This is a genomic window from Nibrella saemangeumensis, from assembly GCF_039541915.1.
Classification (GTDB): Bacteria; Bacteroidota; Bacteroidia; order Cytophagales; family Spirosomataceae; genus Nibrella; species Nibrella saemangeumensis.
The window spans coordinates 595,591-609,428 of the sequence record NZ_BAABHD010000084.1 but is presented as its reverse complement, the minus strand read 5'-3'; the positions used below and the strand labels follow the sequence as shown (position 1 = coordinate 609,428).

The 13,838-nt window shown below is 53.2% G+C and carries 14 protein-coding genes; 10 read left to right on the top strand and 4 right to left on the bottom strand.

The genetic code is table 11. From position 1 onward, the window contains the following. Window positions 1–942, top strand: a complete 942-nt coding sequence (locus tag ABD949_RS30130; RefSeq protein ID WP_345250192.1) for a glycoside hydrolase family 16 protein — start codon at window positions 1–3, stop codon at window positions 940–942. 79 nt (window positions 943–1,021) lie between these two features. Here the strand turns inward: ABD949_RS30130 and ABD949_RS30125 are convergent, their stop codons facing one another. After that, window positions 1,022–1,213, bottom strand: a complete 192-nt coding sequence (locus ABD949_RS30125) for a cold-shock protein (RefSeq protein ID WP_345250190.1) — start codon at window positions 1,211–1,213, stop codon at window positions 1,022–1,024. A 149-nt stretch (window positions 1,214–1,362) separates the two neighbouring features. On the opposite strand from ABD949_RS30125, the gene ggt reads away from it, so the two are divergent. Beyond that, a complete protein-coding gene (gene ggt / locus ABD949_RS30120; RefSeq protein ID WP_425576822.1) occupies window positions 1,363–3,066 on the top strand; it encodes a gamma-glutamyltransferase in 1,704 nt (567 codons plus the stop codon). Window positions 3,067–3,095: 29 nt separating this feature from the next. Here the strand turns inward: ggt and ABD949_RS30115 are convergent, their stop codons facing one another. Then, complete coding sequence (locus ABD949_RS30115; RefSeq protein ID WP_345250187.1) at window positions 3,096–4,082, bottom strand: hypothetical protein; 987 nt, start codon at window positions 4,080–4,082, stop codon at window positions 3,096–3,098. Window positions 4,083–4,301: 219 nt separating this feature from the next. On the opposite strand from ABD949_RS30115, the gene ABD949_RS30110 reads away from it, so the two are divergent. Continuing rightward, entirely contained in the window at window positions 4,302–5,222 is a 921-nt protein-coding gene (locus ABD949_RS30110) for an aspartate carbamoyltransferase catalytic subunit (RefSeq protein ID WP_345250185.1), read from the top strand. A gap of 203 nt (window positions 5,223–5,425) precedes the next feature. On the opposite strand, the gene ABD949_RS30105 is transcribed toward ABD949_RS30110, so the two are convergent. Further along, a complete protein-coding gene (locus ABD949_RS30105) occupies window positions 5,426–7,207 on the bottom strand; it encodes an ABC transporter ATP-binding protein (RefSeq protein WP_345250183.1) in 1,782 nt (593 codons plus the stop codon). Window positions 7,208–7,331: 124 nt separating this feature from the next. Beyond that, on the bottom strand, window positions 7,332–8,033 hold the full coding sequence (locus tag ABD949_RS30100; protein WP_345250181.1) for a hypothetical protein: 702 nt from the start codon (window positions 8,031–8,033) through the stop codon (window positions 7,332–7,334). 172 nt (window positions 8,034–8,205) lie between these two features. On the opposite strand from ABD949_RS30100, the gene nusB reads away from it, so the two are divergent. From nusB to ABD949_RS30065, 7 genes are all read left to right on the top strand, one after another. Then, on the top strand, window positions 8,206–9,342 hold the full coding sequence (gene nusB, locus ABD949_RS30095) for a transcription antitermination factor NusB (protein ID WP_345250433.1): 1,137 nt from the start codon (window positions 8,206–8,208) through the stop codon (window positions 9,340–9,342). 57 nt (window positions 9,343–9,399) lie between these two features. Continuing rightward, window positions 9,400–9,702 (top strand): YtxH domain-containing protein, encoded by a 303-nt coding sequence (locus ABD949_RS30090; protein ID WP_345250179.1) that lies wholly within the window; start codon window positions 9,400–9,402, stop codon window positions 9,700–9,702. A 177-nt stretch (window positions 9,703–9,879) separates the two neighbouring features. Then, entirely contained in the window at window positions 9,880–10,233 is a 354-nt protein-coding gene (locus ABD949_RS30085; protein WP_345250177.1) for a DUF1573 domain-containing protein, read from the top strand. Between the two features lie 67 nt (window positions 10,234–10,300). After that, window positions 10,301–10,624, top strand: coding sequence for a preprotein translocase subunit YajC (gene yajC / locus ABD949_RS30080; RefSeq protein WP_345250175.1), 324 nt, complete (start codon window positions 10,301–10,303; stop codon window positions 10,622–10,624). 18 nt (window positions 10,625–10,642) lie between these two features. Continuing rightward, the gene (locus ABD949_RS30075; RefSeq protein WP_345250173.1) at window positions 10,643–11,449 is read left to right on the top strand and encodes a YbbR-like domain-containing protein; all 807 of its coding nucleotides are present in this window, start codon (window positions 10,643–10,645) and stop codon (window positions 11,447–11,449) included. Beyond that, entirely contained in the window at window positions 11,446–12,060 is a 615-nt protein-coding gene (coaE, locus tag ABD949_RS30070) for a dephospho-CoA kinase (RefSeq protein ID WP_345250171.1), read from the top strand. The genes ABD949_RS30075 and coaE overlap by 4 nt, the downstream gene beginning before the upstream one ends. A 3-nt stretch (window positions 12,061–12,063) precedes the next feature. Beyond that, window positions 12,064–13,722, top strand: coding sequence for an amidase (locus tag ABD949_RS30065; RefSeq protein ID WP_345250169.1), 1,659 nt, complete (start codon window positions 12,064–12,066; stop codon window positions 13,720–13,722). Window positions 13,723–13,838 lie beyond the last annotated feature (116 nt).

Below are 13,838 nucleotides of genomic sequence, written 5' to 3'. Positions count from 1 at the left end.
ATGTTAAGACAACTATCGGGCCAATTAGCGGGCTTAAGCCTGCTGGGTGCCATTTTTCTTTGGAACTGCCAGGCAACGCCGGAACTGGTTCAGGTACAGTCCGACGCATCGGCCCGCATAACCGCTGCCGCTTCTACCACAACGACCCAGGATCAATGCGACTTCAACCCGGCTAATTATCCAAATCCCAATGACGGCTGGAAGCTGGTATTTTCCGATGAATTCGATACCGGCGATAAGCCGTCTGGTGAGAAGTGGACTGCCTGGAAGAGTGGTGCCTTCAATAACGAGCTCCAATTGTATAGACCCGAAAACGTTTCGGTAGCCAGTGACAACGCCATCATTACTGCTACCCGGGAGGCAACCGCCGTTACCGGAGACACACACCCCTGGGATACCACACCAAAAAGTTTCAGCTTCACCTCCGCCCGGATCGAATCCAATGCCATGTTTACGCCTACCCGTACTGAAGGTCAGGTCAGAATGATGGCCCGAATCAAGCTACCAAGCGGTACAGGGATGTGGCCGGCTTTCTGGTCGTATGGTGACAACTGGCCCACGAATGGTGAAATTGATATTCTGGAAGCGAGGGGTAATGCCGATCAACATCAGGTATATCATACCAACTACTTTTACGGAAGGCGGGCCAATGTCAACCTGGTCCAGAATGCAGAATCCCATATATACACGTCCACCAGTTTGATGTCATGCTATCACGTGTACGAATTGATTTGGACGAAAGACTTTCTACGCTTTTATCTGGACGGTCAGCTGGTCGATGAGAAAACAGGCGGGTACATTCCAAACCTCTTCGGCAAGAAACAGCGAATCACCCTGAATATAGCCGTAGGTGGCCTCTACTTCAACAACTTAGCGACTAGTGACATTGCAAATCAGGGAATTATGGAGGTCGATTGGGTACGGGTGTATACGAAAAAATAAAGTTGTCTAAAAAGCAAAAAGCGCTGGTGAGTTCGCCAGCGCTTCGTACGTAAACCAAGATTTATTCAGAATCTTTCGATTAGATAAGTTCTACGTTTACGGCGTTTAGGCCTTTTTTGCCTTTCTCCACCTCAAATTTAACCTGATCGTTTTCGCGAACCTGGTCAATAAGGCCCGATACGTGTACGAAGATGTCCTCGCCAGTACCGTCTGGCACAATGAATCCGTATCCTTTGGATTCATTGAAGAATTTTACTTTACCTGTTTGCATTAGAATTGATTTGAATTGAGAGTAAAATTGAATATAAATTTTGAAATGCCCTAATTTCCATCAAACATTTTATTTTCATATTTATCTAGCGGTTAATGGGCTCTCCGCCTTATTTTGCAGCTTTTTACCTTCTTAATGTGCTTGATCCCGTGCGTTACCTAACCCTCGTTTTCCTGCTTGTTCTCAGTTATAACAGTACGTCCCCGGCCCTGGCTCAGGACCGGCTCAGCGGCAAAGCCTTCGCTACGCGGTCTGTGGTGATGGCGCAGAACGGTATGGCCTGCACGTCGCACCCACTCGCTACCCAGGCGGCTCTGGCGGTGCTGCGGTCGGGCGGCAACGCCATCGACGCGGCCATTGCGGCCAATGCCGTGCAGGGCGTGGTGGAGCCGCATATGTGCGGCATCGGTGGCGACCTGTTTGCTATCGTGTGGGATGCGAAAACGAAAAAGCTCTACGGCCTGAATGCCTCCGGCCGTTCGCCATACGGCTTAACGCTGGATGAGTTTAAGAAACGGGGACTCACGCGGGTGCCCATCAACGGCCCGCTGTCGGTATCGGTGCCGGGCTGCGTCGACGGCTGGTTTGAGTTGCATAAGAAATTTGGGAAACAACCCATGGAGCGACTGCTGGCTCCGGCCATTGGTTACGCCCGTCAGGGTTTCCCGCTGCACGACGAAGCCGCCGAATTCTGGCCCGATATGCTGACCCGTTTCGGCAACCTGCCTAACATCAAAGACACGTATGCACCGGGCGGATTAGCGCCAAAGCGGGGTGATATTTTCCGCAATCCTGCCTTGGCCAGTACCCTGGAGAAAATAGCGAAAGGCGGCCGGGATGCGTTCTACAAAGGCGACATGGCCCGCAGTATTGACCAGTTTATGCAAAAAGCGGGCGGCTATCTCCGCTACCGCGATCTGGCCGAGCATACGTCCAACTGGATCGACCCTGTCTCGACCAATTACCGGGGCTACGATGTCTGGGAATTACCTCCCAACGGTCAGGGTATTACCGTGCTGCAAATGCTGAATATACTGGAAGGCTACGACTTCTCTAAAATCTCATGGGGCAGCCCGGAACACGTTCACTTGTTTACCGAAGCCAAGAAGCTGGCGTTTGAAGACCGCGCCCGCTACTACGCCGATCCGGACTTTGCCCAGATACCGGTCCGCCAGCTGATTTCCAAAGACTATGCTGCCGAACGCCGGAAGCTGATTAACCCCAATCTGGCGGGCAGCAAACCGGAAGCCGGCCATCCAGCGCTGAAAAACGGCGATACCATCTACCTCACCGTCGCCGACAGCGAAGGCAATATGGTGTCGCTGATCCAAAGCATTTACCTGAATTTTGGTTCGGGCATGGCCCCTGACGGTCTGGGCTTTGTGTTCCAGAACCGGGGGGCGATGTATACCCTACAGGAAGGACAGAACAACACCTTTGCCCCCCACAAACGGCCGTTTCATACCATCATTCCGGCCTTTATCACCAAAGACGGGCAGCCTTATATGAGCTTCGGCGTAATGGGCGGCAGTTTCCAGCCCCTCGGTCATGTGCAGATCATCCAGAACCTTATCGATTTCGGCATGAACCTTCAGGAATCCGGTGATGCCCCCCGCATTGACCACCAGGGCTCCTCCGAACCCATGGGCGACCGCATGGCCGACTCCGGCCTAATCACTCTAGAGTCTGGCTTTCCGTACGAGACCATCCGGGAGTTGATGAAGAAAGGCCACAAGATCGGCTACTCCTTCGGCCTCTACGGCGGCTACCAGGCCATCCTCTACGATGCCGTCAATAAAGTCTACCAGGGCGCTTCTGATGCAAGGAAGGACGGGCAGGCAGCGGGGTATTGAACGGGATAAGGAACAACCGCGCTGCACACCTATAGTTTATAACGCTTCAACACCTGTTTCCGGTCCGGTCTCATCATCACCCAAACAAATCCAAGTGCAACCACCAGAAAGAAAACAGGTGTCACAAACTGCCAGTAGTCGGGGCCATAGGTTTTAGGCATCATATCATCCGTGCCGGTATCATATAACACCGTTAGCCTATCGCCGGGCTTTAGCGTTTCGTAGTCGTCTTTTTCAATCGGAATGACCCGCTTTTTGCCGCCGTCCTGCACGGTCGCCCGGTAATGATAAAATCCGCCATCAAACGTTCGGGATCGTCGGCGGCTGCCTCGTCCAATCCTCGACCGGTCGAGCGCTTCTACCACTACGGTCGTCTCCCGTCCATTCTGTTTGATCTGCTGGTAGTACCGGAAGTATTGCCAGCTATCGTACGAGAAATAGATCGTTCCGACAATGAGTAACCCAAACGCCACAAACCGCCCGATCCACTGCCACAACTCCCAGCCGGTCAGTTGAAAGAAAAGACTACAGGTAAGCAGCACCAACGCGGTCACCAGAATACCCAGCCCACCAAGGGTCACATTGTCTTTCTGGTAAAAGGGAATGCCGCTCCACCGAATCAACCGGGACTGGATATGACTCGAATGAGCCGCTGCATTATACACCGGCTGCCGGAAGGCATCGAAACCAGCATGGTACATCATCGGGATGCGATCACCCCTGGTTACCCAGTTGGTGTCAAATACCCACCGGCTGGTATACGGCTTTCCTTGATACCGGAAGTGGATGTACACGCTGTTGCCCAGTTTGTCGAGCCAGGTATCCTCCCGTCCCCACTCCACCTCATCTACCTTTATCTGAACTACCTTGCCCTCGTTCTCGAACCGCTGCAACTGGTGCCGGTCCTGGTAATAAAACCACATGAGGTAGGTAGCAACCGCTACAACCAGGAGCATCATCAGCGTCGAAAAGATAGACAGGATACGGCCCAGAATCGAGTCAGCTCGCTTGAACATGGTCTGGCAGGTAACGAATTACAGGTATTTCCTTCAAGGTAATCACAGATTTAAGGCAAGTCAAAATCTGTTCGTAAGCGGCATAACGTGTTGATTACTCGAAAGCTACCTTAAACGCTGTTGAATAACCCACTTAACCCGAGGAGGCTTGTCATAGGAGGTTCTTTGACTTCATACAGGCCGAACGCTATCTTTGCCAAACTTTGCTCCACAAACCTCATGCAACAACTCAGCGTCCGACACCTGCTGGGCATCAAGAACCTGACCGAAAACGACATTCAGCTTATTCTGGATACGGCCCGCGAGTTTAAGGATGTGATCAACCGCCCCATCAAGAAAGTTCCTTCCCTCCGGGACATTACCATTGCCAACGTTTTTTTTGAGAATTCGACCCGTACCCGTCTTTCCTTTGAACTGGCCGAAAAACGTCTCTCCGCCGATGTGATCAACTTTTCGGCGTCTGGCAGTTCGGTCAAGAAAGGCGAAACTCTGCTCGATACGGTAAACAACATCCTGGCCATGAAAGTCGATATGATCGTCATGCGCCACGCCAGCCCCGGTGCCCCGCATTACCTCTCCAGCCGTATCAACGCCAATGTGGTCAACGCCGGCGACGGTACCCACGAACACCCTACGCAGGCACTACTCGACTCTTTCTCGATCCGCGAAAAGCTGGGCGACGTTGCCGGCAAGCGTATTGCCATTATCGGTGATATTCTGCATTCCCGCGTGGCACTCTCCAACATCTTCTGCCTGCAAAGGCAGGGTGCTGAGGTGATGGTCTGTGGACCGACTACCCTTATTCCAAAGTACATTGGAGCGTTGGGTGTAACGGTATCCCATAATGTGCGGGAGGCCCTGGCCTGGTGTGATGTGGCCAACGTCCTGCGGATTCAACTGGAGCGGCAGCAGATCAAATACTTCCCCTCTCTGCGGGAATACTCGCTGTATTACGGCATCAACAAAAAGATGCTGGACGAACTGGACCGGCCCATTGTGCTGATGCACCCCGGCCCGATCAACCGGGGCGTCGAACTGACCTCCGATGCCGCCGATTCGCACCACTCCATCATCCTGGATCAGGTGGAAAATGGGGTAGCCGTGCGCATGGCGGTCCTGTATCTGCTGGCGCAGTTGTAACGACAAATTTTGCCTGGTCACGGACTAAAGTCCGGGGGTACGTGTTATATTCACAAAAAAAGCTTGGGAGAATGGCTGCCGACCGGGCTGGCTGATCGACCGGGCCAACGGCTCGATCGAGATTAAAACCAACGCTGTAGTCGAGCTGTCCGGAGAGGATGTGCTGCCGGAGTTTGGAGTAACGCTGGAACTTTAGCCCATTCTCACGCTTCTTCAGCCTGCAACTGCTTCTCGTACAACTCCCGATAGGCACCATTATGCGCCAGCAATTCTTCGTGGGAGCCCTGTTCTACGATTTCGCCATCGTCCAGCACAATAATTTTGTCGGCCAGCTTGGCGGAGGAGACGCGGTGGGAGATAATGACGGAAGTGCGGTTCTCCATAATCCGCTTCAAGTTGTTTAAAATAATGTTTTCAGTATTAGTGTCGACCGCCGACAGGCAATCGTCCAGGATCAGGATCTTTGGGTCGCGGGCAATGGCGCGGGCAATGGACAACCGCTGCTTCTGACCACCCGATAACGTAATACCCCGCTCACCGATGCGTGTTTCGAAGCCCTCCGGAAAATCAACAATGTTCTGGTAGAGATCAGCATCACGAACGGCCTGCTCAATACGCTCCTGCGACATGTCGGGCTTACCAAACCGCACGTTGTTGCTGATACTCTCGGAAAACAGGAATACATCCTGCGGTACATAGCCTATCTGCTCCCGCAATGAGGTCAGGTTATAATCCCGAATTGGAACGCCATCTACTTTTATTTCTCCCGAGGAGGCATCGTACATCCGGGTCAACAGGTTGGCAATGGTACTCTTACCCGAACCCGTGGTCCCCAGGATGGCGACCGACTCACCGGCCTTCACCTGCATGGAGAAGTCTTTCAGGGCCACAATACCGGAGTCGGGATACACGAACCTGACGTGAGTGAATTCCAGCGCGCCCTCGATCTCCCGTTTCAGGTTCTTCTCCGAAACGATCTCAGTTTTATACGCCAGAAACTCATTGATCCGCTGTTGGGAAGCGGCCGCCCGCTGCGTCTGGCTGGTAGTCCAGCCCAGCGCCATCACCGGCCAGGTCAGCATGTATACATACAGGATGAATTCGGTAATATTACCCGGCGTCAGCCGGCCCGACATAACCTCCTGCCCGCCCACGTACACCACCAGCACATTGCTCAGCCCGACGAGCAGCACCACCAGCGGAAAAAACAGGGAATCAACTTTGGTCAGTTGCAGGGACTTCTGCCGGTACAGATCACTTTCGCGCGCAAAGTTTTCGGCCGATTTGTCTTCTTTCACAAACGCCTTCAGCACCCGGATACCCGAAAAAGCCTCCTGCACAGTGGTTGACAGCCGCGACAGACTCCGCTGGATTTCTTCCGACCGCCGAATCACCATATTATTGACAATATAAATAGCGACAGACAGCAGCGGCAGCGGCAGCAGCACGTACAACGACAACCTGGCGTTGATCGACACCATGTACGATATAACCAGAATGAACAGGGTAATCAGGTTCAGGCCATACATAATCGATGGCCCCAGGTACATCCGGACCTTACTGACATCTTCGGAAATACGGGCCATCAGGTCACCAGTGTTATGCCGGCGGTAAAAACTCAAGGGTAAGGTTTGGTAGTGATCGTAGATTTCGTTCTTGAGATCATACTCGATATGCCGCGACATAACAATAAGCGTCTGGCGCACCAGAAACAGGAAAAAACCTTTCAACAGCGCCATCACCAGAATCAGGATACCGTATAACAGAATGCTGAAGGCAAATATCTTGTATAAGGCAGACTGAAGTTCCGTTTTATCGTAGAGGTAATAGATATCCAGCGTCTCCCGGACCAGATCCAGCGAATAACGCACTAACTGCGCCGGAAAAATGCCGAATAAGTTGGAGATGATGGTAAACAGGGTACCCCAGATCAGGTACCATTTGTATTTCAGCAGGTATTTATTCAGGTGGGATAGTGCTTTCACAATCGACGGAGAGGCTTTTCCGGTCGTAACAGTTTCAGCGCAGGAAAGGTTGCAAAACGGGATTAATGAACAATGGATAATGAGAATACTTAGCGCTACTCATTATCCATTGTTCATTAAAACGCTACTCCCAGATTACCCGTGATGTCGACAATGCCGCCAGGGCCAGGAGGGCAATACCCATGAACCCGGTCGCCAGCAGGATGCCGCTGATGGCCCAGCCTTTACCCCGGTATTTTTCAGGATTGCGGCTGATTTTGGTGAGCCCCGCAATACCGGCTAACACGGAACCCAGCGAGAATACCATACCCGCAGCCCAGGCAAAACCGGAGGTCAGGGCCAGAATCAGGATAGCGTAAGGGATCAGACTTCCACCGAGTGCAATCCAGTTCAGCGTGGGTATGCGACGGGTTTTGTTAAACGCTTTACGCTCTGCCGGTGTAAGCTTCTTCTCCGCATATTGTACCGATTCTTTCCATGCAAAAACACCATGGCGGGGCTTCTGAGCAACATCCGGATTCCGGCTGAGCTGCTGACTGATGCGCGGTTTGGGTGGCAGAGCCGAAAAAACGGCCGCCGGTGACGTAGTCGTCATCTCACTTTGCTGGCCTACCGGAGGGGCCGTTTCCTTTAATGGGGCAGCGACCGGCAGGGAATCGGTTTCACTGATCAACGGCGGAGAGACATTAACGGAAATTTCGTAACGGAAGCCACTTTGTGGCTGAAAGAAAGGATAGTTAGACGGACTACAAGCCGACATCAGACCCGCAACGGAGATAAATACAAACGCACTCCGGATGCAGGCCGTCCAACGTTTATTAAACATAGTACAAGTAGGACGATAAGGTTAAGCGATTTAGTTTCGGTTGGGAAAACTAGCGAAAAGGCCGTAATTTTGCAACGTTTTTCCGGGAAGTTCTTTTTCTTATCGGTAGAGTTAGCAGACTAAACAGTGAATTGGCGGGATGTTGAGCAGACGGTTACTCAGAATTAAAGTGATGCAGGCCCTGTATGCCTTACGGCAGGCGGAATTATCGAACCAGCAACTGGCCCTGGACGGCATCAGTGATTTGTTTCAGCCGGATCTCAACTCCATGGAACCGCAGGACCGCCGGCAGTTGGAAGGCTTCCGGCAGCTGGCTTCCCTGTTGTTTCAGGATGCAGTGAAGGAAAACAAAGCGGCCGAAGATGAAGACGCACCCACCAAGGTGCTAAAAGCCGCCAATGACGCCCTGACGTTTTACCAGATTCGGTCTAAAAAAGACCGTCAGCACCTCTCCCAGACGCTGATCGAGGAAGTCAAAGGCATTTACAGCGGCTATCTGCGGGTGCTGCTGTTACTACCCGAACTCGGTCAGGCAGCCCGCATCGACCGGGAACGCCAGTATCCGGACCCCGACGAAAAACCCTTTCCGCAGGAATCCGGTCTGGACAAAAACCGGGTCGTGCAGGCGCTGGCAGCGCACAAACCTCTGGAAACCGAAGCCATTCGCCGGAACATCAACTGGTCTGAGGAAGTCAACTTTATCCGCAAAGCCTACCGGGAAGTGCTGAAAGCCGATGACACTTACCGTTCTTATTGCGAACGACGGACCCACACACCTGATGAGGATCAGCAACTGGCTCAGCATGTACTGCGTCAGCTGATCTTCAAGCATGAGGTATTCCGGAACTTTCTGGCGGAGATTGATCTGAGCTGGACCGAGAACAGTGAAGTAATCCGTGGCCTCGCCATCCGGACGCTGAAGTCGGAGCAGAGCGCCGGCGGCCTCCAGCTGGAACCGCTCACCGACGACTGGGAAGAGGACCAGCAGTTTCTGACAACGCTGTATCAGAAAGCGCTGGAGAACGACGATGAGTACGAAAAACTGCTGGCCGACCAGCTAAAAAACTGGGATGTGCAGCGCGTAGCCATGCTCGATATGATTGTCTTAAAACTGGCCGTTTGCGAGTTGCTTAACTTTCCAAACATTCCGGTCAAAGTAACGATTAATGAATATATTGAGCTGGCTAAAGCCTACAGCACACCGAAAAGCGGTAAGTTTGTCAACGGAATTTTGGATAACTTGTCCGAAAAACTGACGGCTCAGGGCAAGCTCCGGAAGAGCGGTCGCGGATTAATTGATAACCGCTGATGCCTGACCGTTCAGGATTTTCGTTAGTATTACAACTCATTCATCTGAATACACGCTATGAGCAGAAACAGCCGAGATTTGGCATTCTTTCTGACCGGAGCCGCTACCGGCGCTCTTTTTGGTCTTCTGTATGCTCCCGAGAAAGGAGCCGTCACCCGCGATAAACTGTCGTACCGCCTGTCGAAGTACCGGGAGCAATTACAGCAGCTGCTGGCCGACTTACTGGAGACCAGCGATCTGCCCGAAAGCTTTGCTAAAACCGAAGGGCAACGGGTTGTAAACGATGCCCGCGAAAAAGCCGAACGACTCCTGGAGGATGTTGACCGGCTGATGGCCCAGATCAAGCGTCAGAATTCATAACCTGTGTTATTCACTTAAAAGCCTGAAGTATTCATTCGTTCCATAACAGCCATGTTCGTTCCCTGTAAAAAATGGCTTTACCTACTGGCAATCGCGAGTCTTGGTGTTGGCCAGTTTAGTTGTGATAATCGTCAGCAGCAGGCAGAAACATCGGAAGAAAAAACCGCTTCCGGAAAGATGCCCAAACTTACCTTTGCCGAAAAAGGAGTATACGATTTCGGAACCATTACCGAGGGCGATACGGTGGAGCACGTATTCAAGTTTGTGAATACCGGCGACATTCCGCTCATCATCAACAATATTACGGCCTCGTGCGGTTGTACAATGCCCGAGTGGCCCCGTGAGCCGATCGCACCGGGTGCCGAGTCGTCTATCAAAGTCCGCTTCAACAGCCGGAGTAAACGCGGTGAACAGTACAAGACGGTCAGCATCTTTGCCAACACCGATCCGGCAATTACCGACCTTCAGTTCAGGGTTATGGTAAACCCCAAATATACCGAAGCTGATTCTACCCAAAAATCGGTTTCCTGATAACATCCCGCAGTGCCGGTGCTTAACGGAACCGGCACTGCCTGCTTTTCAAAATCTCACTGAACCTATGCAACTGATCCTCCTGCAGGCCCAAGCCGCCCAGCCCGACCAAACTACCTCCATGATCTACAATGTATTGTTGTGGGTAGGTATCATCGGCGTTTTCTACTTCTTTATGATCCGCCCCCAGCAGAAGAAGCAAAAAGAGCAGAAATCCTTTATTGAAAACCTGAAAAAAGGCGACAGCGTGGTTACCATCGGCGGTCTCCACGGCCGGATCGCGGCCATGGAAGGCAATACCATCACGCTGGAAGTAGACCGGGGGGTTAAGCTGACGTTTGAGAAAACAGCCATCTCCCGCGAAGCATCAACCAAACCTGCTCAGGCATAACCATTGTCGAGAAGCCCCTTGGCAAAAGCAATACCAACGCCCCGACCTATCCGGCTAACCAAAATATTGGTCAGTATGCTGGCGGCTGCCCTGTTCTGGATGATGAACTCCCTGAACCGGGATTATTACTCACTGAACGTGGAGTATCCGATCCGGTTTATCTACGATGATTCGCTTTATATTCCGGTTTCTCCCCTGCCGCAAACAATCACCGTAAACGTGTCGGGCGTTGGCTGGGAACTGCTGGGCCATTCGCTGCTTCCCCTGCAGGCCAAACCGGTCGATTATTACGTGCGCAATCCGCTGCGGGCTTCGGCCATCAATACCTCATCGCTAACAGCCGCTTTCGCCGACCAGATCAAGGACGTACGGGTAAATTATGTGCTGGCAGACACCCTGGAAGTTGCCTTTGACCGCCGGATGATCAAATCAGTCCGCATCATCGCCGATAGCGCCCGGATTGATATGGCACCCCAGTTTGTTATTACGAGCGTCATTAACATTACCCCATCCCATATTCAGGTGGGTGGTCCCGAGCGGCTGGTAAGCGGCCTGCCCGACACCGTCCGCCTGCAGATTCCCCGGAAGCGGATTTCGGATAATTACGACGAAGAGATACCGATACTGGCCTTCCAGCATCCGCAGTTACGAACCAGCACCAATCGCGTGTTTGTCAGCTTTGAAGTCGCTGAGCTGCTATCTCCCCTGCCGCCAACGGCTCCCCAAACAGTATCGGCAGCCATGCCGGGGCCTGCTAACCGGACCACCGAGCGGCCCGGAGTCCGGACGAGTCGTACCCGAAACCGAACCAACCGATCACAATGAACCGGCAACGTCCCTTACAAATTGGTGTGACGGGTGGCATTGGCTCGGGTAAAAGTACGGTTTGCCGGGTATTTGAAGCCCTGGGAGCCCCCGTTTATGAAGCAGATAAACGCGCGATCTGGCTGACCAACCACGATCCTATTCTCAAAGCGGATATCATCCGGTTACTTGGCGGACAGGCGTACGACGAAGCCGGACGGTATAACCGTCCGTGGGTAGCGGCCCAGGTTTTTAGAGATCCTGACCTGCTCACCCGGCTGAACGGGCTGATCCACCCCCGCGTTTTCGCCGATACGATCAGCTGGGCAGAAAGCCACCGTGAGCAGCCGTACGTTATCAAAGAGGCCGCTCTGATGCGGGCCGCCGGCGATGGTAATACGCTCGACAAAGTCATTGTCGTGCAGGCACCGGTCGACATCCGGATTCAGCGCATTCTCCGACGGGACCCGCACCGGACCGAATTGGATATTCGCCACATCATTAACAGCCAGATCAGCGATGAGGAGCGGTTAAAAATGGCCGATTACATCCTTTATAATGACGAGCGCCATCTGCTGATTCCACAGATCGTACACCTTCACAACGAATTTTTTGAAAGCCAACGTTCTTAACCGATGCGAAAGATTGTTTTGCCCCTAGCGGCCTGCGCGATAAGCTTCGTGGCCGGCGCTTTTCTGACCGCCCCCGATGATCCGAAAAAGCCCCTGACCTCGGATATGATCGATGCCGCTTCGCGTGTGTTTGGTCTCACGTTCACCCCCACCGAACGGGACTCCATGCTCGACGAACTGAACGACACCCGCAACGACTACGAGGCCATCCGCAAAATCGACCTGCCGAATGACGTAGCCCCGGCCCTGTACTTCAATCCGCTGCCGGCCGGGTTCAACCTACCACAGGGCCCGAGCTCGTTCAAAGCCAGTGCGGTGGGTAGAGTAACGCTGCCGGCCAGCCGCAACGAACTGGCGTTCTATACCGTTGCCCAACTGGGAGAATTGATCCGCACCCGGCAGATTACCTCCGAAGAGCTGACGAAATTCTTTGTGAACCGATTAAAGACCTATAACCCTAAACTCCTGGCGGTTGTCACCCTGACGGAGGACTTAGCGCTGGAGCAGGCCCGACGGGCCGACGCTGAGATCAGAGCCGGTAAATACCGGGGACCGCTGCATGGCATTCCGTACGGGGCCAAAGACCTGCTGGCCCGGAAAGGTTACAATACTACGTGGGGCTCTGTTCCCTACAAGGACCAGGTGCTGGACTATAATGCGACGGTGGTGCAGCGCCTGGAAAACGCGGGGGCCGTGCTCTGTGCCAAACTCACCCTGGGCGAACTGGCCATGGGCGATGTCTGGTTTGGCGGCATGACCCGTAACCCGTGGAATACCGAAACGGGCTCCAGTGGTTCATCGGCAGGATCAGGTTCCACCGTATCGGCCGGACTGCTGCCGTTTGCCATCGGTACCGAAACGCTGGGGTCGATTGTCTCGCCTGCTACCATCAATGGCGTAACGGGCCTGCGGCCTACCTTCGGGCGGATAAGCCGGCATGGTGCCATGGCCCTGAGCTGGTCGATGGACAAAATTGGACCGATGACCCGCTCGGTCGAGGATTGTGCGCTGGTCTTCAACGCCATCTACGGACCCGACGGTCACGATCCCACGGTTATAGCCGCCCCATTCCGGTACGCGCCGTTAACCACCCTGAAAGGTGTTCGGATTGGTTACCTGAAAAAAGCCTTTGATGAGGAATATCCAACCAAAGCCAACGATGCCGCAACGCTGGAAACGCTCAGGAGACTGGGAGCCGAGCTGGTTCCCTTTGAACTACCGGATATTCCGGCCAACCGCCTTACCTTTCTGCTGAGCGCCGAAGCGGCCGCTGCGTTCGATGAGTTGACCCGTTCCGGCAAAGACGACCTGCTGGTCCGGCAGGGTAAAAATGCCTGGCCAAATTACTTCCGGGCCGCCCGCTTCATTCCGGCGGTTGAGTACATTCAGGCGAACCGGGTTCGGACTAAGCTAATCAACGACATGGCCCACCGGATGAAGAGTGTCGATGTGTACATTACACCCACCTACCGGGGAGGCAATCTGGCACTAACCAATCTGACAGGTCATCCCTGCGTGGTACTGCCCAATGGTTTTACAGCCAAGGGGCTGCCAACCAGTATTACGTTTATGGGGCAACTGTTTGGGGAAGATAAGCTGCTGGCCGTGTCCAAAATGTATCAGGATGCGACCAGCTTCCACCAGAAACATCCTACGCCCTAAAGATAAGTCCAACCATATTCGGGCTTTTTCGCTCGAATACGCGAATAAAGTGTACAGGTGATTTTAACTGATCCTGGCCGGGTATCGACTGAGAGCCAATAAAAAAGTCCCCTTTC

Coding starts and splice junctions, on each gene's coding strand:
- ABD949_RS30110 (WP_345250185.1), top strand. CDS start 4,302: ATGCAACAACTCAGCGTCCGACACCTGCTGGGCATCAAGAACCTGACC.
- yajC (WP_345250175.1), top strand. CDS start 10,301: ATGCAACTGATCCTCCTGCAGGCCCAAGCCGCCCAGCCCGACCAAACT.
- ABD949_RS30090 (WP_345250179.1), top strand. CDS start 9,400: ATGAGCAGAAACAGCCGAGATTTGGCATTCTTTCTGACCGGAGCCGCT.
- ABD949_RS30100 (WP_345250181.1), bottom strand. CDS start 8,033: ATGTTTAATAAACGTTGGACGGCCTGCATCCGGAGTGCGTTTGTATTT.
- ABD949_RS30130 (WP_345250192.1), top strand. CDS start 1: ATGTTAAGACAACTATCGGGCCAATTAGCGGGCTTAAGCCTGCTGGGT.
- ABD949_RS30085 (WP_345250177.1), top strand. CDS start 9,880: ATGCCCAAACTTACCTTTGCCGAAAAAGGAGTATACGATTTCGGAACC.
- ABD949_RS30065 (WP_345250169.1), top strand. CDS start 12,064: ATGCGAAAGATTGTTTTGCCCCTAGCGGCCTGCGCGATAAGCTTCGTG.
- nusB (WP_345250433.1), top strand. CDS start 8,206: ATGCAGGCCCTGTATGCCTTACGGCAGGCGGAATTATCGAACCAGCAA.
- ABD949_RS30115 (WP_345250187.1), bottom strand. CDS start 4,082: ATGTTCAAGCGAGCTGACTCGATTCTGGGCCGTATCCTGTCTATCTTT.
- ABD949_RS30125 (WP_345250190.1), bottom strand. CDS start 1,213: ATGCAAACAGGTAAAGTAAAATTCTTCAATGAATCCAAAGGATACGGA.
- coaE (WP_345250171.1), top strand. CDS start 11,446: ATGAACCGGCAACGTCCCTTACAAATTGGTGTGACGGGTGGCATTGGC.